Source organism: Reinekea sp. G2M2-21, assembly GCF_015687175.1.
Classification (GTDB): domain Bacteria; phylum Pseudomonadota; class Gammaproteobacteria; order Pseudomonadales; family Natronospirillaceae; genus Reinekea.
On record NZ_JADPQG010000001.1, the window covers coordinates 466,673 to 490,291 of the forward strand.

Genomic DNA, 23,619 nt, shown 5'->3' on the forward strand with positions numbered 1-23,619 from the left:
CAACAGCTCCAAAAGTTAGTTTTATGGGTGAAATATTGTGGAAATGTGGAAGTTATTTTTCTTTATACCTGCGTGTTTTGCGCTCAATATGACTCCAGGCCCAAACAATCTACTGTCTATGAACAATGCTCGTTGTTATGGCTTTAATACCGCTTTCATTGCTGGTCTTGGTCGACTTTCAGCATTCGCTATATTGATTGCTTTGGCTGCTTCAGGTTTAGCTGTTATTCTCTATGCATCTGAGACTCTATTTCTAACCATTAAAATTGTAGGTGCAGCTTATTTGTTGTGGATTGCCTTTAATCTTTGGCGTTCGGAAACATATCCCGTCTCTGAATTAAAAAACACTTGCAACCGACTGGGTTTAGCTAAACAAGAATTTTTGTTAGCCGCTGGTAATCCAAAGGCGATCTTAATTTTCACTGCCTTTCTACCACAGTTCGTCGATATTTCGGCTAATGTAGATGAACAGTTCTTCGTTTTAGGGGCTACATTCCTGATATTAGAAATGGGTGCAATATCGATTTATGCCATATTAGGAATATATTTAAGGCAGTGGTTCGCGCAGCCGAAAATGGCAAAGCGCTTCAATAGGGGAGGCGCAACCTTTTTAGCTATGTCTGGAGCAAGCCTGTTATTGAGTCGCCAGCATTAAAACTAACAAACTGGTCAATCGGGATTAGCAACGCGTGGCATTTTCACTATGCGTTGCTTATAGTTTTTCGCTTGATCCCTTATAAACCATCAAACCGTCCGCTTAGTGATGTTTGCAGTCACTTTCATGGTAACCTCAATAGCCGTTTGTTCGCGAGAAAACCGCTTTCAATCGTTTTTTAAGGTCTGTTTTCAAACGTGCATACTTACCCAGTTGTTCAATTCCATTTTGGGGTCTTAACAAATTTTCAGGTTCGCCGTTAATTGCTTGTGCGAAAACGCTCAAGCGTTTTTCACAGCGTGATCATCGGCACGATGGACAGCGCCAGAATGCTGCCCATGCTGATATTGAAGAACCGTTGCTGACGCTGGTTTTTCAATAATTTCTGTAACTGGCTGCCTGCAAACAGCCAGCTCCCAACGCAGACCAAACCAATCACCATGAACGTTAGCGCGATGATCATTACCTGCGGCAACATGGGTTGCTCTTGTACGGTAAAGGCCGGGATCGCGCTCAGGCACATAACCCAGGCTTTCGGGTTAATCCATTGAAACAACGCGCCCTGAACATAGTTCATGGGTTGACTGCGTGAGGCCGTTTCTCCGCTGACTGTGGTACGGGCGATTTTAATGGCCAGGTACAACAGGTACAGGGCACCTAACACTTTCATGATCATAAATGACGCTGGAAATGCGACAAATACCTGCTCTAAACCCAAACCGAGGGTAATCAGCATCACTGGTACACCGGTACAGATACCCAGCCAATGGGGGATTGAACGGCTGATACCAAAGTTTAAACCAGACGATAAGATCATGATGTTATTGGGCCCGGGCGTCCCGGTGGACGCCAGAGCAAACAGGATTAGAGCCAGATTAAGTGTCATGTTCATTACCACAGTTGACGGTTTAACGTGCTGGCAAGGGTTCGCTGATCGCGGTACAGGCCAATGTCTTTCAGCTGTTCGCTTGACAAACTTGCCAGTGCGTTGCGCGTTTGACGTTGTTTGACCCAGGCTTGCACAGCAGCAATCCATGCCAATCCTGGTACACGAATAGTGGGAAGGGTCAGGTTGGTTTGCATGGTTGTCATATCGTGTCCTCGCATCAACAAAAATTAGGGAGCGTTAGCACCACCGGAGGTTGCGCTCAACGTGGACATAGCATAGGCTGCTCATCTGTAGCGGTACAGATCCAGAAAATATGAATGTTGATAGATACAGTTCAAATCTGTACCGCATTTTACATGAAAAACGCGAACAAACTGTGATGGTGGCTTATGGAATCTCTTCTCTACGCGCAATTGGCCGATAATTTAATCGAGCATATTCAAGCCGGGGTGTACAAAGTGGGTGAAAAAATGCCATCGGTTCGGGCCCTGGCCAAGGCGGAGCAGGTGAGTATCGCAACCGTGAATTCCGCCTACGCCATTCTCGAAGATCGGGGTTGGGCCGAAGCGCGGCCTAAATCCGGTTACTTTGTGAAGCGTTCCAGCCAATCGTCGATTGGCTTGCCCTCGCAGATTAAAGTCAAAACAAGGCCGCGCGCGGTCACGACGAAGGAACTCGCGCTCGAAGTGCAACGCGAAGCCTCATCGGTTAAAAACCGGAACTTCAGTTGCGCTATTCCGGATTTGAAATTGTCCATCGCCTCGGTAATTCAGAAAACCTTTACCCGGTTGTCGCGCGCTGGGTCGAATCTCGGGGAGGGTTACGATGCGACAGAAGGGCTGTTTGACCTTCGTCAGCAGGTTGCGCGCCGGGGTATCGACGGCGGTGTGCACATTTCCCCGGAATCGATCATCACCACCGTGGGTGCTCAGAATGCCATATCGCTGGCATTACGAGCGATTACGCAACCGGGCGATATCATCGCGGTTGAATCGCCTTGCTATTTCGGTTTGCTGCAAATGATTGAAGCGTTTGGCTTAAAAGCTATAGAGATTCCCGCGGACTCAGAAACCGGGATGAGCGTTGAAGCGTTAAAGCTGGCGTTACAGCAGTGGCCGATTAAAACCATCCTGTGTATTTCGACGTTCTCGAACCCGCTGGGTTGCACCATTCCGGATGAACACAAAAAAGAAATTCTGGATCTGGTGGTGGAGCACGATATCTGCCTGATCGAAGACGATATTTATGGTGAGCTGCAGTTTGAAGGGCGGCGACCGAAAACCTTTAAGGCATTCGACCCGGATGGGCGGGTACTTTGGTGCTCCTCAGTGTCGAAAACAATGGATCCACAATTGCGGGTGGGTTGGATCGCGCCAGGCCGATACTACGATGAAGTCTTGCGACAGAAGTACACCAACTATTTGGCATCACCAAGTTTACCGCAGGCCGTGACGGCGGATGTCATGTCCAAAGGTCTATATGACCGACATTTGCGACAGGCTCGACTGTTATACAAACAGCGCAGCGAACAACTGCGCGACTTTGCCCGTCTGTATTTTCCGGAAGAAACCCGGGCCAGCTCCCCGAAGGGTGGCTTAGTAACTTGGTTTGAGATGCCAAAGAAAGTCGATGCGACGGCTTTGTATCACCAATGTCGTGAACTGGATATTCGCATCGCACCGGGTGAATTGTTTTCAATTTCTGGGTTGTACAAAAATTATTTTCGTTTGAATTTTGCCAATGAGTGGTCTTCAGAACGTGAAGCCGCGCTGAAAACCATCGGCGAACACTTGAAGCAGGCGATTCATCAAGCGTGAATTATCAGCGTTATCTTAAACCTTATTGTCCGTCAAACACGACGACAGATCCGCGTCCTTCATCGGAAACCATCAGTAAATTGTCATGCACGAATATACCAGTGACATTATCGAAACGATTATCGGCAGGCTCTTCAAGATCATCGGCATCGATGGTCGAGGTGAAATCCGGTTGCCCCAATACGCTGTCTGCTGCAACGCCATTTTCGGTTGGCCAATCATTCCATACCAAAACACGATTATTATCGCTGTCGGCGACAAAGATCTGCCGACCATTGGAGAAAATGCCTTCGTAGTTATCGCATAATGATTCAGCGTTAGCGGCGTCTGAACCCAGGTTACATTCATTACTTGTGAAGTCAGCTTGACCCAGAACGAAATCTGCCGGTTGGTTGTTACTGGTAGGAAAGCTGTTCCAACCCAGTACTCGGTTATTGGAGCCATCCGTTACCAGTAATTTGGTGCCATCGGACCACACGCCAGAAGGATTGTTCATGGCGAATTCGCTTACGCCATCGGCGCAGCTGTCAAAACTCGATTGGCCCAAAACGAGGTCTGGAAGGGTGCCAGACGCCGTTGGAATTGTGTTCCAAATTAACACCCGGTTGTTGGTACTATCTGCTACCAGTAGGCGACCATCGACTGCCATAACGGCTTCTGGCTCATCCATGCGACTGGCCGAGCAGGCGTCTTCTTCGCTGCTCAAGGAGAAATCGGGGTACCCGAGTACAATGCCAAAATTGAGTTGATCGGACGTCGGTATGCTGTCGAAAATATACACAGCACCATCATCGTAGTCTGCGACAAAAAGGCGACTTTTATATACAAATGGCGTCTGGGGTCCATCGAAAACTCTTTGTTCCGGTTCTAGTGTTTCAGTGTTTAAGTAGTCTATGGCCGTAATCACATGGTCCGGTTCGGCATCTCGGCTTTGCGGTAATTCGTTATAAAAGTACAGGGCTTCGGCGCTGTAATCGGCTAGCCAGATGCCATTTTCGTCCATAAATAAATTGCCGTAGTAAGAGCGCTCGGCATCGACGAGTTCACCAAAGACGGTAGACGCTTGTTGATCTATCTCCAGGGTCAGGTTGACGCGAATCGTAATGGGCTCGCTGATCAGGGTATTGCCAGCTTTATCGGCTACTTCAAGTACGATGCTATTGTCACCGCCCGCCCAGCGAGGAGCCGGAGAAATGACGACTTCTGTCTCATTGGCATTCCACTCGGTGGTGAAGTTGGTGATGGCGTCCCCATTCTGATTCAGTTTTAAGGAGTCAATCGCGATTGCTTCGGAGAAGCTCACCGTAACCGATTCGTTGGCGAGCAGCACGGTTCCTTCGACCGGCACCGACACCAGGCTAGGTGGCGTGGTGTCAGTTTCATTAGGGTTAGGGGTTTTGTTGTCCGGATTACACCCGGAAATCGCCAATGCGGTAGCGAGTGTTAATGTGCTTTTGTTCAGAGTGACCATGTGGTGTTCTTTTCCTTGTTCGGCTGAATTGTCGTTTTGTGCGCTATTGTCTTAACCTCGGTCTTTCATCGTGAGAGGTCGGCACAGGCTATCTAAGTTGGTAACGTTTGAAACATCGATTTGGATGCAGAGAGAGACATTTTCTTCAAATATGACTGCTCTCGACTCACTGAGAAAGGGTGATACACTTTGGCGCGACTAAAAAAATGAAGTAGGAAGCCCGAAAATTGAAAACCCCATTAATCACCCGCCGTGGTATGGACGATTTGAAAAAAGAACTGGACGATCTGTGGCGGAAGGAACGTCCGGAAGTGACCAAAAAAGTTCAGTGGGCGGCCAGTCTGGGTGATCGAAGTGAAAACGCCGACTATCAATACAATAAGAAACGCTTACGCGAGATTGATCGTCGCGTGCGCTATCTGCGCAAATGTGTGGAAACGCTAAAAGTAGTGGATTACCACGAAGATCAGGAAGGCAAAGTATTTTTTGGTGCCTGGGTTGAGGTGGAAAGTGAGCAGGGTGACACGCTGAAATTCCGCATTGTTGGTTACGATGAAATATTTAACCGCAAAGACTACATTTCTATCGACTCGCCTATGGCACGCGCACTGTTAAAAAAAGAAGTCGGTGACGAAGCCGAAGTCCGCACTCAGGTCGAAACCAAGTTCTGGTATATCAATTCCATCGAATACGAGAAATAATGGCACTTCCGGAAAAAGTCGCCAGCTTACTTGTTTGTCTGTCCGCCCTTACCAATCTTCTGTCTCTTTTCCCGTAACAACGCTCGTACCACAAAACGATTCGGGTTCAATGCCTGTACCAGGGACACCTGTAAGGGCAGTGGCTCTCCATGAATCATCGCAGCTAAGAGCTTTGCGCTCAGGTGCGATGAGCACAGGCCTTTCGATCCATGCGCAAGATTAACCCATAACCCCGGCAAATGTTTTGCCGCCGGTTCTTTGTGGGCAAGGTTGCGTTGCAGGGGGATACGAAACTGTTCAGCCAGTTCGCTTGCCGGTGAGATCGGTCCTAACAAAGGCAAATAATCGGGTGCGTTGCAGCGCACCGCAGCGCGCCCTGAGACGACCACTTCATCGTCGCTGAGTAAACCCGGAATACGCTGTCGCAGATTGCGGATGTTCTCCTGATGGTCGGCATCGGTGACGGTGGTGTCTGTCGACTTCATCCGGAAGGTGCTACCGACGGTTAATGTTTCGTTGTGTACCGGCATGACATAGCGGTCAGTGCAGATAACCGCCTTAAGTTGGTGATGCTGCCCGTGTGCTGACAGTTGCGTGATCTGGCCTGCGATCGTATTCAGGGGCAGATGGGCGGTGTCATTAAAGTGCAGAGCATCAAAGGCGGTGCACAGAACCACCTGGTCAAACAACCACTCGCGTTGATCCGAACTGAGCAAATACCAGCCAGATTCCTGCTGATTTATTGAGATGATCTGGGTAGAAAATTCGCAGGTTACCTTGTGCGATTCTGTCAGGTAGTGAACCCATTGCGCGGGAGAGACCCAGCCACCTTGCGGAAACCACATTCCTGCATCTTGAACGGTGACGCCCGTTAAAGCGCTGAGTTCTGCCGCGGATTTGATCGTCGCAAGTTCGGCGGGAATATAGCTGGATTCAGCGTGCTTTTGTAACCGATCAACTTCCGTTTGATTGTGAACCAGCTGCACGAGGCCCGTGGTTCCGTGCGCAACGTCGTTGGGCAACGCCGACATTTGCCGTTGCGCGACAATCAGTGCTTGGGCATAAAATTGCGTAGCTACGGTGTAGTGCGCCGACAGTTTGGCGTACACCGCGCCCTGACTGTTTCCGGACCCGCCTTGAGCGGCCTCCGGGTGTTGATCAAACAGCGTGATCTCATAACCACGCTTCTTTAACTCAATCGCGCTGGTCACACCGGCCAGGCCAGCACCAATGACCGCAATTCGTTTTCGTCGGTTTGGTTTGGCGATGGGTAACTCGGAGCTGGGCCAATGCGAATAGGGGATGGGTCCGCAAAGCCCCCTGTACTCGCCCTTCAGCATGTCGCGTTTTTTACCGAAGCCTTTGACTTTTGTCAGCGCAAAGCCAGCGCCGCTAAGACCATCGCGCACCAGACGTGCCGCAGTAAAGGTGGCGACGGTGGTTTTCTTGTGACTCAGACGCTGCATCTGCTGAAACAGTGCCGGTTGCCACATGTCTGGATTTTTACTGGGGGCAAAGCCATCCAGAAACCAAGCATCCACGGAAGCACTGAGTTCGGCAAAGGCGTTGGATGCGTCGTCAAACATGAGCAGCAAGTTGACTCGATCAAATTCCAGCAGGTGAAAACCGCTCAATGCAGGAGGGTAAGCGGCTTGTAAGACTTGAGTTTGTTCCGCGAATGCGGGCCACTGTTGATAGATGCGGACAAGGTCTTCCCGACGCAGTGGAAACTTCTCACAACTGACAAAGGTTAGCCGCGCCGATGTCGGTGCGAATTGAAGAAACTGTTGCCAGGCAACGAGAAAGTTAAGACCGGTACCAAAACCCGTTTCGGCTATGGTGAAATGTGCCTTGTCTTCCAGAGCTGCGAATCGTTCAGGCAGGTGGTTTTGTTCAATAAATACATAGTGTGTTTCCGCAGCCCCCTGGCCCTTGGAAAAATAAATATCATCGAAACGGACCGACGTCGGCGTGCCATCGTCGGCAAAGGCAAGATCAGCGTATTCCATTAGTGTTGAGTCGGCAGCGCCAGAACCTGATTAAGCCATTGTTCGAAATAGCTTTTGGGTAAAACAACATCGGCCAGCGTGAACTTGTGCAGGTCGTCCAAGGTGTATTGTGTTGCCAGGAACAATTCCCACTGTACAACAACGTCATCGGCTAATGCGATGGCGGCTGTGGGGGTCAGTGGCAGTTCAGAGTCGGGGCTCATATCGTACTCGTCCACAAAGTGACTACACCACTCGACAATCTGAAAATGGGAAAAACGGGACATTGAACCCAGCAGCCCCTGGCTCAGTAAATCGGCCAGGTTCCGCAACGTATAGGGTTTTTCAATGGGAGTATCCAACCACGCCATAGCGGTTAATCCAAAAAAGTGTCATTAGCAAAAAGTGTATCACGAAAGGACAATAGTTCGTCTGCTGTCCGTAAAACATAAAAAAAGCCGGATGAATATCCGGCTTGAGAGATTCATGATGTTGCTTATTGCCAACCATCTTTGCGCTTGCGGCCAGTCAGCCGGGGCAGGACAACCCCCAGGATAATACCGATAATGATCAAAATACCACCAACGTAGAGCATCTGTGTATCGTTGTACTCTTTTAGCGAACTGTTCTCAGCTTTCAACACATCCAGCTCGTTTTTAACGCGAGCATTTTCTTCGGCCAGGTCCTGATATTCGGCATCCAGGTTGATTGCGTCGCCACTGATGGCTTTAATGCGGTTAAGTTCCTTGCTTAACTCCGCATTATTAGTGCGTAATGTTTCCAACTCACCGTTAACATCCCCCTTATCCGCAAGCAGCGCTGTATATTTCGCTTCCAGCGTGTCGTATTGCTGTTGCAGTTGTTGTTTCTCAGCGGCCATGTTTTCTGCCTGAATGCGACCAGTGGGTTCGTCAAAGGTGTAACGTTTCGGAATCCAGCCTTCCAAGCCATCTTCAGTGCGTACGCGGATGAAGTCGCTGTCTTCCAGCTCTTCAAGAACTTCCATGCGAGTGCCTGACGTGATGGTCTTTAAACTTCGGTATTCAGAGCCTGGTCCAGTTCGAACGTTGACCCATAGAACGTCACTTAACCAAAGTGTTTCGGCATAGGCCGTGAAGGGAGCAGCTGAAAAAAGCGTTAATGCAAGCAGCAGTTTAAAAACGCGTGGCAGAGGCATGATAATTTCCTGTTGTGTCTTTTAATGTTCTGGTGACTGATTTTTGAAATAGATTATGAGGTCATTTTATTAAGAAGGCAGTACTTTTTTAAAGGGTTTCACCACGACCTTCGCGTAAACGCCGCCACTAACATAAGGGTCGGCCTCTGCCCAGGCTTGTGCCGAGGCTAGGTCATTGAATTCCGCGACCACCAGTGAACCGGAAAACCCTGCCTTGCCGGGGTCTTCGGTGTCGATCATCGGGTGCGGTCCGGCCAGCAATAAACGACCTTCATTTTGCAGTTGCTGCAGCCGCTCCAGATGCGCCGGGCGCGCAGCGAGTCGATTTTCAAGGCTATTTGGCTGATCTTCTGAGATAATGGCGTACCACATAGCGTTAATCCATAGTTATCTGATTGAATGTTGGTGGGTAAGTTACAAGGCGGAGGCTGTATTTTGCAACCGCCTTCCTGCAAATATGTTAACTGTTTCGACACAAATGTCCCGTGTGTACTGGGCTAACCCATGGGTGAACAGCACGTAAAGGCATTCATTTGAACGGGTTTGGTATTAATGACCCAGCATGAGACAACCAGAGATTTACTTTTTTTATGATTCTGAATCGACAACATTCCTGGGAGCTGCATTGTCACAGCCACTACTCCGATGGGCAGCTCAGTTGCGCCGATCTGCTCAGTCACGCCGCAGAAAGGGGTGTGACCGACCTGGCGTTGACCGACCACGATACGGCCGCCGGTTACCGGGACGCGCTTACCCTGGGGTGGGTACCCGCGGGGATGAACCTGTACCCGGCGACTGAGTTGTCCTGTGTGTGGCTGGGGCGCACCATCCATGTCGTCGGGCTGGGCATGGATGTGCATTCCAAGGCTTGGTTGGCTGTCGAACAAGATTATATCGAACGGCGGTTAACGCGTTTTCAGCGCATTTGTCATCTGCTGGAAAAAGCGGGTTTTACGCTGGATGTCGCTCGAATCGAAGCCTTGGCCGGCCCTGCAACACCGGCGAGGCCGCATATTGCTCAATATCTGGTGGAGTCTGAACAGGTTAAGACCACAGGCCACGCCTACAAGCGCTGGCTCGGCCAAGGCAAGCCCGGCGATGTGAAGCAACAGTGGCCGGAGCTGGCCGAAGCGGTAAATACCATCACCGCACATGGCGGCATGGCTGTGTTGGCGCACCCGCATCGGTATTCATTGACTTGGACAAAATGCCGCGAGTTACTGGACGATTTCAATGAAGCCGGCGGTGTTGGGGTGGAAGTGGCCTGTGTGGGCATGCACCCGGAAAAGCGTAAATTTCTGACCAATCAAGCCCAACAGCGCCACATGTGGGTCAGTGGCGGCAGTGATTTTCATAGCCCAAAAACCAGCTGGTTGAAGCTGGGAGCCTTCCCCGATTGGCCAAGAGATGTGCCTTTGGCGAAAGATTGGTTACAGCAGCGAATGAATTCCATTTCTGTTTCTACCGTGAGTGAGTAATTGGCTGGAATCGGGTAAAAAGTCAGGGTAAAGTAGCGGTCAAATTTCCTTGGCGGGAGCCAATATGAGCCAATTCTTTGTGATACACCCTGAAAATCCGCAAGCGCGGTTGATTAATCAGGCCGTTGACATCGTCCGCAACGGTGGCGTTATTGCGTATCCGACGGATTCCGCCTATGCCCTGGGCTGCCTGATGGGGAATAAGAACGGTATTGATACCATTCGTCGCATTCGTCAGATCGACGATAAGCATAACTTAACGCTGGTCTGTCGTGACTTGGCTGATCTCGCCATGTTTGCCAAAGTGGATAATGTCGCTTATCGACTGATCAAAAATAATACCCCTGGGCCGTACACCTTTATTCTGCAGGCTACCCGGGAAGTTCCCCGTAAATTACTGCACCCAAAGCGACGTACCATTGGTTTACGTGTGCTCGGTAATAAGATCGCTTCAGCTTTGCTCGACGCCTTGGGTGAACCGATGCTCAGTACCACACTAATATTGCCCAACGAAGAACAGCCATTGGGCGACCCTTATGAGATTCGTGAAACCCTGGAACACGAACTGGACCTGGTGATTGACGGTGGTTTCTGCGGTTACGATGAATCCACGATCGTCAGTCTACTAGAAGGCGTTCCAGAAGTGCTGCGCGAAGGCGCTGGTGATCCTGCTCCTTTCTTGTGACAACAGGTAACGCATGAATTCAGAATTGGATAAGCCATCAGACTTGCCACAGCAACCCAATGACGATACCGCAGAAGCTGCGGTGTTGGAGGGAGCGTCTCAAGAGGTTACTGAGCAACCGGCACAGGTATTGACCGATGCCGAAGCAGACAGCGCAGATCTGCCTGCCGCGGAATCTAGCGTCGGTGTAACGTCTGAAGCTTCTGCAGAAGCGGATGAAAACTCCGACGTCGCAAAGTCTGTGGAACCAGAAAGCTCGGATTCTGCTGTAGCCGCTCCGGTCCCGGAACCGCTGTTTCCAGCCGCGGAAGTACCCGTACCCGAAAATCCGTTAACGCCTAAACAGCGCGCCCTCAAATCATTACGTGAGCGGGCCCGGGCAGAGCAGGCCGAAATGCCGTTCGCTGTGGTCGATGGCGAAGCCATGACGCAAATTCCGATTGATTTGTATATTCCACCGGATGCGTTGGAAGTTTTCCTGGATGCGTTTGAAGGTCCGCTCGACTTATTGCTGTACCTTATTCGCAAACAAAATCTCGATATTCTTAACATCAACGTGTTCGAGATTACTCGTCAGTACATGGAATACATTGAACTGATGCAAGGTATGCAACTTGAGCTCGCGGCCGAATATCTGGTGATGGCCTCCATGCTGGCGGAAATTAAAAGCCGCATGCTACTGCCGCGCAGTCGCGAAGAAGGTGAGGTCGAGGAGGAAGATCCTCGAGCTGAATTGATTCGTCGTTTGCAGGAATACGAGCAGTTTAAAGAAGCTGCGGAAAATATGGATAGCATGCCCCGCGTGGGACGCGAGATCTTTCTGGCCGATGAATTGCGGCCGGACTACGAGCGACCCAAGTTGCATCCAGACGTGGATATGCGTGAAATTCTGTTGGCGTTTAAAGAAGTGATGAGTCGCGCCGAAATGTTTGAAGGCCATGAAGTGCAGCGGGAAAGCCTGTCGACCCGGCAACGCATGGGTGAAGTGTTGGATCGCCTGCAGGGCAAAGCGTTTGTACCTTTTATCACCTTGTTTGACCCGTCAGAAGGACGCATGGGTGTGCTGGTTACCTTCCTGGCCATTCTCGAATTGTCTAAAGAATCTCTTATTGATTTGGTGCAGAACGATGTGTTTGCCCCCATTCACGTGAAAGCGAAATCGGAATAAGTATGTCGGACCAGAAATCAGAAAACGAAACTCTTCAGCCCGGCGAATTACCGCCGCACATTGAATTAGACAACGTCGACACATCGGATGTGGCAGCCGCTGATGTACCTGCCGAGGACGACACTGAACGCCCCTTGTTGGACGCCGATGAAGGTCTTTACGATCAAGAGGAACTGCAAGCCTCAGACGCGCTGGATTCAGATCAAAAGACGGACGATGCGGACGTAGCGGATGGTTTGCTCGACAGCGCCGACCCAGCTGCGCACGACGAGGTGGATCTGGGTGACAGCGAACCGGATGAAGACCCGGAGGACGTTGAAAAAGGTGACCCTTATGGTGGGCATCAACATGAAGTTCTCACTGGGATTCTGGAATCGGCACTGTTTGCTTCCGGAGCAACTTTGTCGGTCAGCCATTTACGGGACATTTTTGAACCGCATGAACGACCCCATGGCCGGATTGTCCGTCAGATTATGGCGGAACTGATCGCCTCCTATGAGAATAAAGGGGTACATCTGGTCGAAGTGGCCAGTGGCTACCGGTTCCAAACCGACCCTGGCACAGCGCAATGGATATCCCGCCTGTGGGAAGAAAAGCCGCAGCGTTATTCGCGTGCGCTGATGGAAACCATTGCGCTCATCGCCTATCGTCAACCCATTACCCGCGGTGAAATTGAAGATGTGCGGGGCGTTGCGGTCAGCTCAAACATCATCCGTACCTTGCTGGAGCGCGAATGGGTGCGCGTTGTGGGGCATCGTGATGTACCGGGGCGACCGGCCATGTACGCTACCACGAGGCAGTTTCTTGACTACTTCAGTTTGAAATCGCTCGATCAGTTGCCGAACCTCAGCGAAATCCGTGACATGGATGAACTGAATCCGCAAATGAATCTCGACAGTGGTGAGGCGGGTGAAGGCACGGAAGGGAAAGACGATTCTCAGTCCGAAATTACCTTTGATGCCATCGCCAATCGCTTTGCACTGCATGTGGAAGGCAAAACCGGCAGCGAGTTTATCGACGAACAGCTTGATGATGAATTGGCGGCCATGGACGATGTGAACACTCGCTTTGAGTCGGCGTTGGAACAGCAACGGGCAGAACATGAGCACCCGGCACTTGATCTGGATGACGATGAAGAGGGTGATGAAGCCACTCAGACAATTGAGCCGGAGGCTGCCTCCGAATGGAACCCGGCAGAGACCGATGAACCGGAAAGTTCAGAACCAGAAGATGCAATAGAAACGTCGGACGAGGACTTATCGCAACCGAAGTCGTTGGCCGAAATAGCAAAGAACACCCCATCAGCTGAATTATCGGAAGAAGAGCAGTGGAAGATAATTCAGGAAAAATTAGCGGAACAACAAGCGCTGCTGGACAATCGTGAGAATGACTCGCCGCGTGAGGAAGATGACAATGAGTGAAGAACGCATACAGAAAGTACTGGCCAAAGCAGGTCTGGGATCGCGTCGCGAAATGGAGCGCGCGATTGAAGAAGGTCGGGTAATCGTCAATGGGGAAAAAGCGACCCTGGGCGACAAGGTGACTGCCAGCGATGATCTGCGTTTAGACGGCAAACCCGTAAAAGTTGAGAACGAAAAAGTTCGTCGGGTATTGGTGTACAACAAACCGGAAGGTGAAATCTGTACCCGGAAAGACCCGGAAGGGCGTCACACCGTTTTTGACCGATTACCAAAACTGCCCGGTGAACGTTGGGTGGCCATTGGCCGTCTGGATATCAATACCTCCGGCCTGTTGTTGTTTACGAACGACGGGGAAATGGCCAATCGGCTCATGCATCCATCTCGGCAGATTGAGCGTGAATACGCCGTTCGGGTGTTAGGGGAAGTCTCTCAAGACAATATCGACGCCATGTGCGCCGGTGTTGAACTGGAAGACGGGCCTGCGCGGTTTACCGATGTGCAGTTTTTCAACGGTAAAGGCTCCAATCAGTGGTTCCATGTCGTGATAATGGAAGGGCGCAATCGTGAAGTCCGTCGTTTGTGGGAAAGCCAGGGTTTGCAGGTATCTCGTCTGAAGCGAGTGCGCTATGGCTCCGTCTTTCTGGAGTCGACTGTCCGCGCCGGTACCTGGCAGGAATTGCCGAAAAAAGAAATCGACCGTTTGGCAGCCTCGGTTGAACTCCCTTCAGCACCCTGGAAGTCAATCATTAAACACAAGCGCGATCCAATGAAACGGAAAATGGAAAAACAACGCACCCGCCGTTCTGTCGAAAACAAAGGTCGGGTTTAACGCACCATGGCTCAGCATGTTGATGTCGTGGTGATCGGGGCCGGCGCTGCCGGTCTTTTTTGTGGTATCGAAACCGCCAAACGCGGCCGTTCGGTTCTGGTGATCGACCATGCGAATAAGGCGGGAAAAAAAATCCTGATGTCTGGCGGCGGGCGCTGTAACTTCACCAATATGGATGTTACCCCTGCCCATTTTCTGAGTCAGAACCCGCATTTTGTGCGCAGTGCATTGAGCCGATATACCCAATGGGACTTTATTGGTTTGGTGGCTTCACACGGAATCGACTACCACGAAAAAGAACTCGGCCAGTTGTTCTGCGACCACAGTGCGAAAGACATTCAGCAGATGTTGCTGACTGAATTGGCGCAAGCCGATGGCCAGTTGTCGCTGGATACTCACATTCAAGCCATTGCTTACGAAAATCAAAAATACCAGTTGCAAACCAGTGTCGGACTCGTGACGAGCGGGTCTCTCGTGGTCGCGACCGGTGGTTTGTCCATTCCGACAATGGGCGCAAGCGACTTTGGTTTTAAAATTGCGAAGCAATTTGGGCATTCGGTGTTGAACTATCGGGCGTCGCTGGTGCCTTTTACCTGGAATAATGCCGACAAATCAACCTGGTCCGCATTGTCAGGTTTATCCGTGGATGTGCAGGTGAGTGCCGTGAATGGTGAGACTTTTGGGTTACCGCTGCTCATTACGCACCGTGGTCTCAGTGGGCCTGCCATGTTACAGATTTCCAACTATTGGCAACCCGGTGAACACCTTATTGTCAATTGGTTGCCCACTCTCGATGTGGCGGAAAAAGTTGCCGAAGATCGGCATCATTCGGGTAAAAAACAGTTAAAAACCTGGTTGGGGCAGTATTTGCCCGCTCGTCTGGCGGAACATTTTTGCCAATGGCTTGCGTTAAACAAAACTCTGGCTGAATTGTCGAAGGGTGATGTGGCAATACTGTCTGAGGCTTTGAATTGCTGGACCTTTAAGCCTGGTGGCACTGAAGGATACCGTACGGCGGAAGTCACCCTGGGCGGCGTCGATACTCAGCACATTTCGTCCAAAACGATGATGAGTCAGTTGCAGCCGCAGTTGTTTTTTGTGGGTGAAGTTCTGGATGTGACAGGTTGGTTAGGGGGTTACAACTTCCAGTGGGCTTGGTCGAGTGGTTGGGCTGCCGGGCAAGTCTGTTAACGGGAGCATGTGCATGATGGTTAAAGACCAGATTATTGAACTGGAAGTGCAATGGCCGGAAGCTTTGCAGTTATCTCAGGATCAGCGCCGACGCGTTTGGGTTTGGTTGCCGCCAGATTATCACACCTCGCAACACGTCTACCCGGTTTTGTTCATGCATGACGGACAAAACGTGTTCCGGGACCAAGACGCTACCTACGGCACCTGTTGGCAGATGATTCAAACGCAGCTGCAGTTGAGCGAGCCGATGATCGTGGTGGCCATAGAAGGCCAAAACGATGCAGCAAAACGTTTTAATGAGTTCAGCCCTTGGCCTTGCCCAAGATTGAGCTATTGGAAGGGACAACCTGGTTTGGAAGCCGGTGGCTTGGCCGATCTGTATCTGGAATTTCTCGTCAACGCTATTCGGCCACAGGTGCATCGCTCGTTCCGTTGCCACTCAAGTGCGCAGCATAATTATTTGGGTGGCAGTTCGATGGGTGGTTTCGTCACTCTGTTTGCGGCGACTCGATATGAGCAGGCGTTTTCCAAATACATGGCGATGTCTACTGCGACATGGTTTGCACATGACGAGTTGCTGGGCGCGCTAACCGCCCACAAGTTCTCGCCTTCCACGGCGATATACGTCGATGTCGGCACGCAAGAAACCAGTAATGCACTGTTAAGTGAGTTTCCGCAGGTGTACCTGCAAGGCAATATCGCGCTGTTTGAATTGCTTCAAGCCACGTTAGCTCCAAGTCACTGTTTCTCTCATATCGCGGATGACGCTGTACACAACGAGGCAGCCTGGGCACTGCGCTTACTGCCAGCCTTACAGTGGTTGAGTGAAAAATAAACAATAAAGTGTGAACTTCGTCACATAGGTAGCGGGAATTTCACGCCGATGAGCTGACTTTAATGTCGCTATCGGTAGAATGCTGCCCCATAGTGTCACTGCTGATGGAATGTAGTAGTGAGTCGACATTATCGACAATAAAAAAGGAAGTTCTATGCTGCGCTCGTTTTCGATCAGAATTTTTGTGCTGGTACTGACCATCTTGGCAGTCGCAACCGTCGGTTTTATTACGGTTCGGCAATTGTCGCAAAACCTGGCGATGGCCAGTTTGACCGCCGTTTTTATTGGCAGTCATCTCGGGTTGTTTTGTCTGCTGACCAAAGTCTGGCTCATCGACAAGTTTCCTGCCTATAAAGCTTTTCTTGAAAAAATTCCCGGCGTTGATTTCGGCGTGCCAGTTCCAGATACCATTCGCAAACAGGTGGTGGTCCCCAGAAATGATAAAGTGAAGCGATCCGTTGTTGCTGAGGAGGAGCCGACATGGATGGTGGATAATACGGACAGAACCGAACCATTCACGTTGGGAACGCTCGCCTTTGAACCACCAGAACCGCTGGGCAAATCGGCTGTACCGCAAACCAAACCAAAGGTGAAACGGCCAGCAATCGACGAAAAACAGTTCATTCAAGGTGCCAACATCGGTTCGGTGCCAACCCTGGATAGGGTGGTGAAGTCTCAAACGCCACCGAGTGTGGAAAATGCGTTTCGTAAATCAAAATCCGTGGAACGTCAGCACCGGACAAATGTGTTGCTGGATCGGTTTCATTTTATTTGTCGCATATTGAAACAAACCAACCAGGAAGTGGCGGTCTGGACAGAAGGTGAATTGGCAACACTGGCCAACACCATGTTAACGCCTCAGTCCGAAGACAAGGACATGATTGCCATTTTGCTGCCGCAGCGGGTCGTTCGGGTAAATTGTCAGCGTACCTTTGAATTCGAGCATCATGCTCAGGTGCTGCACAACATCTTGTTGGCAACAGGCGAATCACTGGGTGTGACCTTTGTGAATTCATCGAAAGATGAAATCACCGGTCAGTGCGTGGTTAACTTTGAATATCAAGGTAAACCGGTAACCTGGCGATTCAGTGAAAAGGGCAATCGCCTATCTGATAAATTCTTGAAAAGCACGCTACTGTGGGTGGCCAAAAGGGCTCAAGGTAAGTTCTTAGCTTTGGACAGTGGCGATTACCAAAAGTCGTTTGTGTTCATACCGGAACAGATTACCAACGCGCTTGTTGAGGAAAGAATCTCCGCGTGACAAGTCACCAAGTCACTTTTGCCATTCGCTTTTAAGCAGGCTGTAAATTTCGAGATCGTGGTATTCACCGTATTGATACCCTGCCTGACGCGCGCACCCTTCATGGGTAAAGCCAAGACGTTCCGCAACGGCGCGGCTGGGGCGGTTTCCGGTTGCCGCTCTGATAACCTGCCTGTTCAAACCATATTCCTGGAAACCCAAGGTAATAAGCGTTCTAACAGCTTCGGTCATGAAGCCACGTCCGGTTGCATCTTCGCTCATCCAATAACCGATTTCGGCGTCATGATTGGCGTGATTGATCGTGTTGTAGCCAACTGTGCCGATCAAATCTTCCTGAAAAAAGATAAGTGTATTTAAGGCGCTCTGCGAAGCGAAGCTGGACTGACAGCCGCGCAGGAAATGTTCAGAATCGTCAACCTGAGTGTTGTGATCCAGCCACGGCAGCCACTGTCGCAGGTAAGTTCGATTGCGGTCGACCAGTTGGAAAAGGGCGTCTGCGTGTTGCACATTTGCCAATACCAGGCTGAGGCCCGGTACCGCTGTGTCAGTTTTAAACATGGGGTCTCCAGCGCAAAGCTTTAGGATAAAGGCACCCGCAGTAAAGGGCGGGTGCCAGTGACCTGGTGTCCTGAGTCAGAAGTTCGCTTGAATGGCCCGCCCGAGGGGAGCGAATGGAAAACACTATTACGGAGTTGCTCTTCTTGAAAAGATCTCGATATTCTCTACGAAGAGCGCCTTGTACTAGCACTTCCCATTCGCTCTGAAGCTATACGAACTTCCGACTCGGGACACTAGTTATGGCTGTGTAATTCTGAGTTCAGTTCGACAGCCGATTTATTGGTCAGGCATTCGATGCGTCCGGTTTGAGCATTGCGCCAGAACAACAGGTCTGATTTGCCCGCCAGATCTCTGGCCTTAACAGTCTCAATAGCCTGCTTATTGTTGTCCAGTAACGTGACTTTGGTACCTGCCGTAATATACAAGCCTGCCTCAATAGTACACCGATCGCCTAACGGAATTCCGGTGCCGGCATTGGCGCCCAGTAAGCAGTTTTCTCCCAGTGAAACGACTTCTTTGCCGCCGCCCGAGAGCGTGCCCATGATAGAAGCTCCGCCACCAATGTCCGATCCATTGCCGACGAAAACTCCGGCGGAAATGCGGCCTTCAACCATCGATACCGCCTCGGTACCGGCATTAAAATTGACGAAGCCTTCGTGCATGACGGTAGTGCCCTCACCCAAATGTGCGCCCAATCGGACACGGGCGGTATCGCCAATGCGGATGCCGCTGGGTACTACATAGTCGGCCATTTTCGGAAACTTATCGATGCAGTTAACTTCCAGCACGCGGCCACTTAAGCGTGCTTGAATTTGACGTTCCGGTAACTCGGGCAGGTCGATCGGCCCTTCATTGGTCCAGGCAATGTTATGCAATATGCCAAATATCCCATCCAATACGACCTGTTGAGGTTTAACCAGACGGTGTGACAGTAATTGCAATTTCAGATAGCCTTCCGCTACGGAAGCGGGAGCGCTGTCTGTTTCCAGCATGGTTAGGATCAAGGTTTGATCACTGTCTTTGGCGGCTTCCAGCAATTTCACATTTAACTGCAATCCGGCTGTGTTAAAGACGGTTTGCACGGCTGAGTATTGCTCTTTCTCCAGCACATGAACGGCATTGCCAGCGTCGTGTTTAACCACGGCTTTAATATCGCTGATCAGCGTGGCGTCAACGTTGACGACCGGTTGTGGATACCAGGCTTCAATAATTTTTTCGTCGCGGTTGCGAGTCGCTGTGCCGAGTGCTAGGGCAAAAAAAGACATGTTGTTCTCCATTAAATAAACTGCTCAAACTGTGCTTCATCGTACCCGACCCAAAGTTGTCCGTCTTTTTCGACGATGGGTCGTTTAATGATGGAAGGTTGTTCTTGAATTAGCGCGATGGCCCGTGTCTGGTCCATTTCGGTTTTCGTCTGTTCATCAAGTTTACGCCAGGTGGTGCCGCGTTTATTGATGATGGTTTCCCAGTGATGGGCATCTAAAAAGGTGGATGCCAGCTCGGCCGTTGGCGGCTCTTTTTTATAATCAATGAAGGTGTACGGCAGCTTATGTGTATCAAACCATTTCAGGGTTTTCTTGATGGTGTCACAGTTTTTAATGCCATAGATCTTAATCATGCTGTTACCTTACAATATTGCTTTCAAGCGCATAGCTGCTTCGACACATTCATCCAGGGTCGCGACCAGCGCAATACGCACATGTCCATAACCGGGGTTGATGCCATTATTCATTCGCGACAGATATTGTCCGGGAAGCACGCGAATATTCGCTTTTTCCAGCCAGTCTAATGCGGTTTTTTCATCGTCCGTTTCCAGGTTTGGCCACAAATAAAAACTGGCTGGTGGTATGGAAACTGGCAGTACTGACTGCAGTTCGCCAACCACTGCCTGGTATTTTTCATTGTAGAGTCGACGGTTTTCGATAACGTGCGTTTCGTCGTTCCAGGCAGCAATGGAAACTTGCTGATGCGGAAAAGGCATGGCGCAACCATGGTAGGTTCGATACTGCAAAAATTGCGCGAGCCGATGCTCATCACCAGCCACAAAACCGCTGCGCAGTCCCGGCAAATTGGAGCGTTTGCTCAGGCTATGAAACACCAGACATTGATCATAATGACCATCGAGACTGTCACAGGCTTGTAATAGGCCTGCAGGTGGATTTGACTCGTCTCGATAGAGTTCGCTGTAACACTCATCGCTGATCAGCAAAAAACCATATTGACGGGCTTTGTTGACTAAAAACGTTAGGGTATCCAGTGACAACGTTGTGCCACTTGGGTTGCCTGGCGTGCAGATAAACAGAATCTGACACTGCTGCCATTGTTCATCTGTAATTGCCTGGTAGTCAGGCTGATATGCCTGCTCAGGCAGACAATTCAAAAATTTAACTTCACCGCCGGCAAGCAGAGTTGCACCTTCATATATCTGGTAAAACGGATTCGGCATCCAGACCTGTCGAGCAGGCAAGGTCGGGTCATAAAGCGCTTGTACGACAGAAAATAATGCTTCACGCGTACCGGTGACGGGCAAGGTGTGTTTGTCGTCTGAAAATTTGTTTGGGTGTTGAGACAAAAAACGACGTCGAACCCATTGCCCGATGGCTTGTTTTAGCTCAGGCATGCCCGCTGTAGCCGGGTACTTTGAATAGCCATCGAGGTTGGATAAAAGAACGTCCTTCAGGAAATCTGGTGCTTCGTGTTTGGGTTCCCCAATGGACCAGGCAATGGGCGACAGGTCCGCAATGTTGGCATTGGCAGTCAGACACTTCAGCTTTTCAAAAGGGTAGGGTTGCAGCGTCGATAGAAAAGGGTTCATCGTTCCATGGCCTCAGAAATAGTTTCTTTGAGTTCGCGTTGCAGGCGTTCAACATCATCAGACTTCATCAACGGCAAGTTACTTTCATCGACCACGAAGAAGACGTCTTCTACATGTTCGCCAAGCGTTGAAATCCGTGCGTTCAGTAAATTCAGTTTCAATCTGCGGAAACAACGACCGATGTCTGCCAGCAGGCCGGGCCGGTCTGAGGCTACTACTTCGACCACAGTGCGGTGGTTTACCATGTCATTACTGACGGTGATTTCCGCAGGAATCTGAAAATGTTTCTGCTGGCGACTGATGCGCCGTGTCGGCAGTGGCGCGTCGTGCGGATTTTGAATTTCCAACAACAGTTTGTGCTGAATTTCAAACAACCGATCCGGATTGTCGCCAATGCTGGTGCCATCCTGTTCGAGAACAATGAAAGTATCCAAACTGAAATCTGACGCCGAAGAGGTCATGATCCGAGCGTCCTGAATGTCGAGATTCAAGCCATCCAAGGTGGCGGCAATATCTGCAAACAGATGTGGCCGGTCGGGAGCATAAATAAAAATCTGCGTACCGCCCGCGTAATTTCGATCATCCGTTTCTTTGATCAGGACCAGAGGCACATTCAGTCCATGGTTCGCAATAGCACGGGCATGCCAGGCAATATTTTCCGGAGATTCGCGCAAAAAATAATCATCTCCCGGGTTGTCCCATAAACGGATAACTTCATCGCGCTGAAAGCCATCGGCAAGCAGAAGAGCCATGGCGGCCTGTTGCGATTCGAGAATGCGTTCTTCTTTGTTTATCGGGTTTTCCAAACCGCGGCGTAACGCGCGTTTGGTTTCGTGGTACAGGCGCTCCATCAGCGATGCGCGCCAACTGTTCCAAAGGTTGGGGTTAGTCGCATAAATATCAGCCACCGTCAGCACGTATAAATAGTTGAGTCGATGAGAGTCGCCGACTAACTGCGCAAATCGATTGATGACGGCTGGGTCTGAAATGTCCTGACGTTGCGCTGTCATGGACATCAACAGGTGGTGTCGAACTAACCAGGTCACCATGTCTGTTTCCCACGTCGACAAACGATGACGTTCGGCGAAACGCTGAACTTCAAAGGCGCCTTCTTGTGAATGGTCCGAATTTCGCCCTTTGCCAATGTCATGATACAGCGCGGCAATATAAACCAATTCAATTTTGGGCAGGTCGTGAATAATCTTTGTCGCGATAGGGAATCGTTTGGTGTTGCTGGCGTGTCGGAAAGAGCGGAGGTTGCGGATTGTCAGTAAGGTGTGTGCATCGACGGTATAGACATGAAACAGGTCGAACTGCATCTGACCGACTATTTTGCCAAACTCGGGCAGATACAATCCGAGAATGCCGTATTGGTTCATGCGCAGCAGGCCGTGATAAACCCCTTGGGGGCTGCGTAACAATTCCATGAAAAAGGTAATGTTGCGCAAATCTTGCCGGAAGGCGCCATCAATCAACTGACGGCTGGCAAAGAGTAGCCGCATGGTGCTGGCCCGAATGCCTTTCACGTTTTCAGTTTGTGCGCACAGCACAAAAATCTCGAGAAGTGCCGACGGCGTGCGGTTAAATACTTTGTCGCTCGTGACTTCAATATACCTGTTACGCATTTGAAACCGGGCATTAATCTGCGTAACTTCATCGGTTTCGTCGTCTTTTAGAATGGCTTCATCAAACAGCTGCAATAAAATGATGTTTAATGTGCGCAGTTTGAAAACCTGGCGGAAGTAATCCTGCATCAGGTGCTCGACGGCCAACTGACCTTCTCGATCGCTGTAACCGAACATTTCGGCAACCTGTTCCTGCAGGTTGAACAATAAGCGGTCTTCTTCGCGATTGGTGATCATATGTAGCGCATAACGAACGCGCCATAGAAAATCCTGGCCGTCTCGTAATGTCTGAAATTCGGCATCGGTCAGAAAGTTTCTTTCAACCAGGTCGATAAGTTCAGAATCGCCGAAATGACGTTTGGCGACCCAGCCAATGTTCTGGATATCGCGCAAAGCGCCGGGTCCGCCTTTGACGTTAGGCTCCAGGTTATACTCAGTTTCATTGAACTTCTGGTAACGATTGGCCTGTTCGTTCATTTTAGCTTTGTAAAAATCACGGCTTGGCCAGATTTTGTCCGGACCGACATTGTCGTTGAGTTGTTGGCGCAAGTTGTTATCGCCAACCAGCGTACGCGACTCCATCAGGTTGGTCGTGATGGTGACGTCTCCAGCGGCTTCTGTAATGCAGGCTTCGAGAGTCCTGACACTGTGACCAACTTCCAGTTTGATGTCCCAGAGCAACGTCAAGAAAGACTGTAAAGACTCGACGTTGTCATTGATACAGCCTTCGTCTGTAAACAGCAACAGTAGGTCGATATCGGAGTGTGGCAGTAATTCTCCCCGGCCATAACCGCCGACGGCGATCAGGGCAATAGACTCAGGTCGCTTCCATTCAAAAAGCTGCCACACACAGTCCAGCAACTCATCCATCGCGTAGGCGCGACCGAACACCAGATTGCGGATAGATTCACCCTGAATAAACCGCTGATCCAATGTTTCCCTGAGCTGCTTCAGTGCTTTTTTCAGCACGGGGATCGGGGCTTCTGATCTTAATTGCTGCGACAGCGTTTCTTTGTCGAACAGACTGCTATCTGAATAACGAGCAAGATCCAAGG

23 protein-coding genes are annotated in these 23,619 nt (G+C 50.4%); 11 read left to right on the forward strand and 12 right to left on the reverse strand.

Annotated elements, in window-relative coordinates:
* Positions 1-37 precede the first annotated feature (37 nt).
* Positions 38-655, forward strand: coding sequence for a LysE family translocator (locus tag IYN85_RS02130; RefSeq protein ID WP_196157200.1), 618 nt, complete (start codon positions 38-40; stop codon positions 653-655).
* A gap of 292 nt (positions 656-947) precedes the next feature.
* Here the strand turns inward: IYN85_RS02130 and IYN85_RS02135 are convergent, their stop codons facing one another.
* Entirely contained in the window at positions 948-1,541 is a 594-nt protein-coding gene (locus IYN85_RS02135) for a LysE family translocator (RefSeq protein ID WP_196157201.1), read from the reverse strand.
* A 5-nt stretch (positions 1,542-1,546) separates the two neighbouring features.
* Positions 1,547-1,747, reverse strand: coding sequence for a DUF1127 domain-containing protein (locus IYN85_RS02140; RefSeq protein ID WP_304627140.1), 201 nt, complete (start codon positions 1,745-1,747; stop codon positions 1,547-1,549).
* Between the two features lie 186 nt (positions 1,748-1,933).
* Here IYN85_RS02140 and IYN85_RS02145 point away from each other — a divergent pair, with 186 nt between their 5' ends.
* The gene (locus IYN85_RS02145) at positions 1,934-3,361 is read left to right on the forward strand and encodes a PLP-dependent aminotransferase family protein (RefSeq protein ID WP_196157202.1); all 1,428 of its coding nucleotides are present in this window, start codon (positions 1,934-1,936) and stop codon (positions 3,359-3,361) included.
* A 22-nt stretch (positions 3,362-3,383) separates the two neighbouring features.
* Here the strand turns inward: IYN85_RS02145 and IYN85_RS02150 are convergent, their stop codons facing one another.
* Positions 3,384-4,832 (reverse strand): hypothetical protein, encoded by a 1,449-nt coding sequence (locus tag IYN85_RS02150; RefSeq protein ID WP_196157203.1) that lies wholly within the window; start codon positions 4,830-4,832, stop codon positions 3,384-3,386.
* A gap of 227 nt (positions 4,833-5,059) precedes the next feature.
* Here IYN85_RS02150 and greB point away from each other — a divergent pair, with 227 nt between their 5' ends.
* Positions 5,060-5,533, forward strand: a complete 474-nt coding sequence (gene greB, locus IYN85_RS02155; protein ID WP_196157204.1) for a transcription elongation factor GreB — start codon at positions 5,060-5,062, stop codon at positions 5,531-5,533.
* Between the two features lie 26 nt (positions 5,534-5,559).
* Here greB and mnmC read toward each other — a convergent pair whose 3' ends face one another.
* From mnmC to IYN85_RS02175, 4 genes are all read right to left on the reverse strand, one after another.
* A complete protein-coding gene (mnmC, locus tag IYN85_RS02160; RefSeq protein WP_196157205.1) occupies positions 5,560-7,542 on the reverse strand; it encodes a bifunctional tRNA (5-methylaminomethyl-2-thiouridine)(34)-methyltransferase MnmD/FAD-dependent 5-carboxymethylaminomethyl-2-thiouridine(34) oxidoreductase MnmC in 1,983 nt (660 codons plus the stop codon).
* Positions 7,542-7,892: a hypothetical protein gene (locus tag IYN85_RS02165; RefSeq protein WP_196157206.1), complete on the reverse strand. Its 351-nt coding sequence runs from the start codon at positions 7,890-7,892 to the stop codon at positions 7,542-7,544. Before IYN85_RS02165 ends, mnmC begins: the two co-directional genes overlap by 1 nt.
* Positions 7,893-8,017: 125 nt before the next feature.
* Positions 8,018-8,698 carry a TIGR04211 family SH3 domain-containing protein gene (locus tag IYN85_RS02170; RefSeq protein ID WP_196157207.1) on the reverse strand — a complete coding sequence of 227 codons (681 nt, stop codon included), beginning with the start codon at positions 8,696-8,698 and terminating at the stop codon, positions 8,018-8,020.
* Positions 8,699-8,767: 69 nt separating this feature from the next.
* Complete coding sequence (locus IYN85_RS02175; RefSeq protein ID WP_196157208.1) at positions 8,768-9,070, reverse strand: YciI family protein; 303 nt, start codon at positions 9,068-9,070, stop codon at positions 8,768-8,770.
* Positions 9,071-9,288: 218 nt separating this feature from the next.
* On the opposite strand from IYN85_RS02175, the gene IYN85_RS02180 reads away from it, so the two are divergent.
* The 8 genes from IYN85_RS02180 (at position 9,289) to IYN85_RS02215 (ending at position 17,566) form a co-directional block, all read left to right on the forward strand.
* Positions 9,289-10,176 carry a PHP domain-containing protein gene (locus IYN85_RS02180; RefSeq protein WP_196157209.1) on the forward strand — a complete coding sequence of 296 codons (888 nt, stop codon included), beginning with the start codon at positions 9,289-9,291 and terminating at the stop codon, positions 10,174-10,176.
* Positions 10,177-10,240: 64 nt separating this feature from the next.
* Positions 10,241-10,861, forward strand: a complete 621-nt coding sequence (locus tag IYN85_RS02185; protein ID WP_196157210.1) for an L-threonylcarbamoyladenylate synthase — start codon at positions 10,241-10,243, stop codon at positions 10,859-10,861.
* A gap of 13 nt (positions 10,862-10,874) precedes the next feature.
* A complete protein-coding gene (locus tag IYN85_RS02190; protein WP_370592144.1) occupies positions 10,875-12,029 on the forward strand; it encodes a segregation/condensation protein A in 1,155 nt (384 codons plus the stop codon).
* A 2-nt stretch (positions 12,030-12,031) separates the two neighbouring features.
* The gene (gene scpB, locus IYN85_RS02195) at positions 12,032-13,450 is read left to right on the forward strand and encodes an SMC-Scp complex subunit ScpB (protein WP_196157211.1); all 1,419 of its coding nucleotides are present in this window, start codon (positions 12,032-12,034) and stop codon (positions 13,448-13,450) included.
* Positions 13,437-14,279, forward strand: a complete 843-nt coding sequence (gene rluB, locus IYN85_RS02200) for a 23S rRNA pseudouridine(2605) synthase RluB (protein ID WP_196157212.1) — start codon at positions 13,437-13,439, stop codon at positions 14,277-14,279. Before scpB ends, rluB begins: the two co-directional genes overlap by 14 nt.
* 6 nt (positions 14,280-14,285) lie before the next feature.
* A complete protein-coding gene (locus IYN85_RS02205) occupies positions 14,286-15,470 on the forward strand; it encodes an NAD(P)/FAD-dependent oxidoreductase (protein ID WP_196157213.1) in 1,185 nt (394 codons plus the stop codon).
* A gap of 13 nt (positions 15,471-15,483) precedes the next feature.
* A complete protein-coding gene (locus tag IYN85_RS02210) occupies positions 15,484-16,305 on the forward strand; it encodes an alpha/beta hydrolase (protein WP_196157214.1) in 822 nt (273 codons plus the stop codon).
* A 154-nt stretch (positions 16,306-16,459) separates the two neighbouring features.
* Complete coding sequence (locus IYN85_RS02215) at positions 16,460-17,566, forward strand: hypothetical protein (RefSeq protein WP_196157215.1); 1,107 nt, start codon at positions 16,460-16,462, stop codon at positions 17,564-17,566.
* A 12-nt stretch (positions 17,567-17,578) separates the two neighbouring features.
* Here the strand turns inward: IYN85_RS02215 and IYN85_RS02220 are convergent, their stop codons facing one another.
* The 5 genes from IYN85_RS02220 to glnD all read right to left on the reverse strand — a co-directional run bounded on the left by IYN85_RS02220 (position 17,579) and on the right by glnD (position 23,617).
* Positions 17,579-18,124: a GNAT family N-acetyltransferase gene (locus tag IYN85_RS02220; protein ID WP_196157216.1), complete on the reverse strand. Its 546-nt coding sequence runs from the start codon at positions 18,122-18,124 to the stop codon at positions 17,579-17,581.
* 233 nt (positions 18,125-18,357) lie between these two features.
* A complete protein-coding gene (dapD, locus tag IYN85_RS02225; protein WP_196157217.1) occupies positions 18,358-19,389 on the reverse strand; it encodes a 2,3,4,5-tetrahydropyridine-2,6-dicarboxylate N-succinyltransferase in 1,032 nt (343 codons plus the stop codon).
* A gap of 11 nt (positions 19,390-19,400) precedes the next feature.
* Positions 19,401-19,742 carry an arsenate reductase gene (locus IYN85_RS02230; RefSeq protein WP_196157218.1) on the reverse strand — a complete coding sequence of 114 codons (342 nt, stop codon included), beginning with the start codon at positions 19,740-19,742 and terminating at the stop codon, positions 19,401-19,403.
* A 9-nt stretch (positions 19,743-19,751) separates the two neighbouring features.
* Positions 19,752-20,939 (reverse strand): succinyldiaminopimelate transaminase, encoded by a 1,188-nt coding sequence (dapC, locus tag IYN85_RS02235; protein WP_196157219.1) that lies wholly within the window; start codon positions 20,937-20,939, stop codon positions 19,752-19,754.
* Complete coding sequence (glnD, locus tag IYN85_RS02240; protein WP_196157220.1) at positions 20,936-23,617, reverse strand: [protein-PII] uridylyltransferase; 2,682 nt, start codon at positions 23,615-23,617, stop codon at positions 20,936-20,938. The genes dapC and glnD overlap by 4 nt, the downstream gene beginning before the upstream one ends.
* Positions 23,618-23,619: the final 2 nt, after the last annotated feature.

Coding starts and splice junctions, on each gene's coding strand:
- IYN85_RS02135 (WP_196157201.1), bottom strand. CDS start 1,541: ATGACACTTAATCTGGCTCTAATCCTGTTTGCTCTGGCGTCCACCGGG.
- IYN85_RS02140 (WP_304627140.1), bottom strand. CDS start 1,747: ATGACAACCATGCAAACCAACCTGACCCTTCCCACTATTCGTGTACCA.
- IYN85_RS02145 (WP_196157202.1), top strand. CDS start 1,934: ATGGAATCTCTTCTCTACGCGCAATTGGCCGATAATTTAATCGAGCAT.
- IYN85_RS02150 (WP_196157203.1), bottom strand. CDS start 4,832: ATGGTCACTCTGAACAAAAGCACATTAACACTCGCTACCGCATTGGCG.
- mnmC (WP_196157205.1), bottom strand. CDS start 7,542: ATGGAATACGCTGATCTTGCCTTTGCCGACGATGGCACGCCGACGTCG.
- IYN85_RS02165 (WP_196157206.1), bottom strand. CDS start 7,892: ATGGCGTGGTTGGATACTCCCATTGAAAAACCCTATACGTTGCGGAAC.
- IYN85_RS02170 (WP_196157207.1), bottom strand. CDS start 8,698: ATGCCTCTGCCACGCGTTTTTAAACTGCTGCTTGCATTAACGCTTTTT.
- IYN85_RS02175 (WP_196157208.1), bottom strand. CDS start 9,070: ATGTGGTACGCCATTATCTCAGAAGATCAGCCAAATAGCCTTGAAAAT.
- IYN85_RS02180 (WP_196157209.1), top strand. CDS start 9,289: ATGATTCTGAATCGACAACATTCCTGGGAGCTGCATTGTCACAGCCAC.
- IYN85_RS02185 (WP_196157210.1), top strand. CDS start 10,241: ATGAGCCAATTCTTTGTGATACACCCTGAAAATCCGCAAGCGCGGTTG.
- IYN85_RS02190 (WP_370592144.1), top strand. CDS start 10,875: ATGAATTCAGAATTGGATAAGCCATCAGACTTGCCACAGCAACCCAAT.
- scpB (WP_196157211.1), top strand. CDS start 12,032: ATGTCGGACCAGAAATCAGAAAACGAAACTCTTCAGCCCGGCGAATTA.
- rluB (WP_196157212.1), top strand. CDS start 13,437: ATGACAATGAGTGAAGAACGCATACAGAAAGTACTGGCCAAAGCAGGT.
- IYN85_RS02205 (WP_196157213.1), top strand. CDS start 14,286: ATGGCTCAGCATGTTGATGTCGTGGTGATCGGGGCCGGCGCTGCCGGT.
- IYN85_RS02210 (WP_196157214.1), top strand. CDS start 15,484: ATGATGGTTAAAGACCAGATTATTGAACTGGAAGTGCAATGGCCGGAA.
- IYN85_RS02215 (WP_196157215.1), top strand. CDS start 16,460: ATGCTGCGCTCGTTTTCGATCAGAATTTTTGTGCTGGTACTGACCATC.
- IYN85_RS02220 (WP_196157216.1), bottom strand. CDS start 18,124: ATGTTTAAAACTGACACAGCGGTACCGGGCCTCAGCCTGGTATTGGCA.
- dapD (WP_196157217.1), bottom strand. CDS start 19,389: ATGTCTTTTTTTGCCCTAGCACTCGGCACAGCGACTCGCAACCGCGAC.
- IYN85_RS02230 (WP_196157218.1), bottom strand. CDS start 19,742: ATGATTAAGATCTATGGCATTAAAAACTGTGACACCATCAAGAAAACC.
- dapC (WP_196157219.1), bottom strand. CDS start 20,939: ATGAACCCTTTTCTATCGACGCTGCAACCCTACCCTTTTGAAAAGCTG.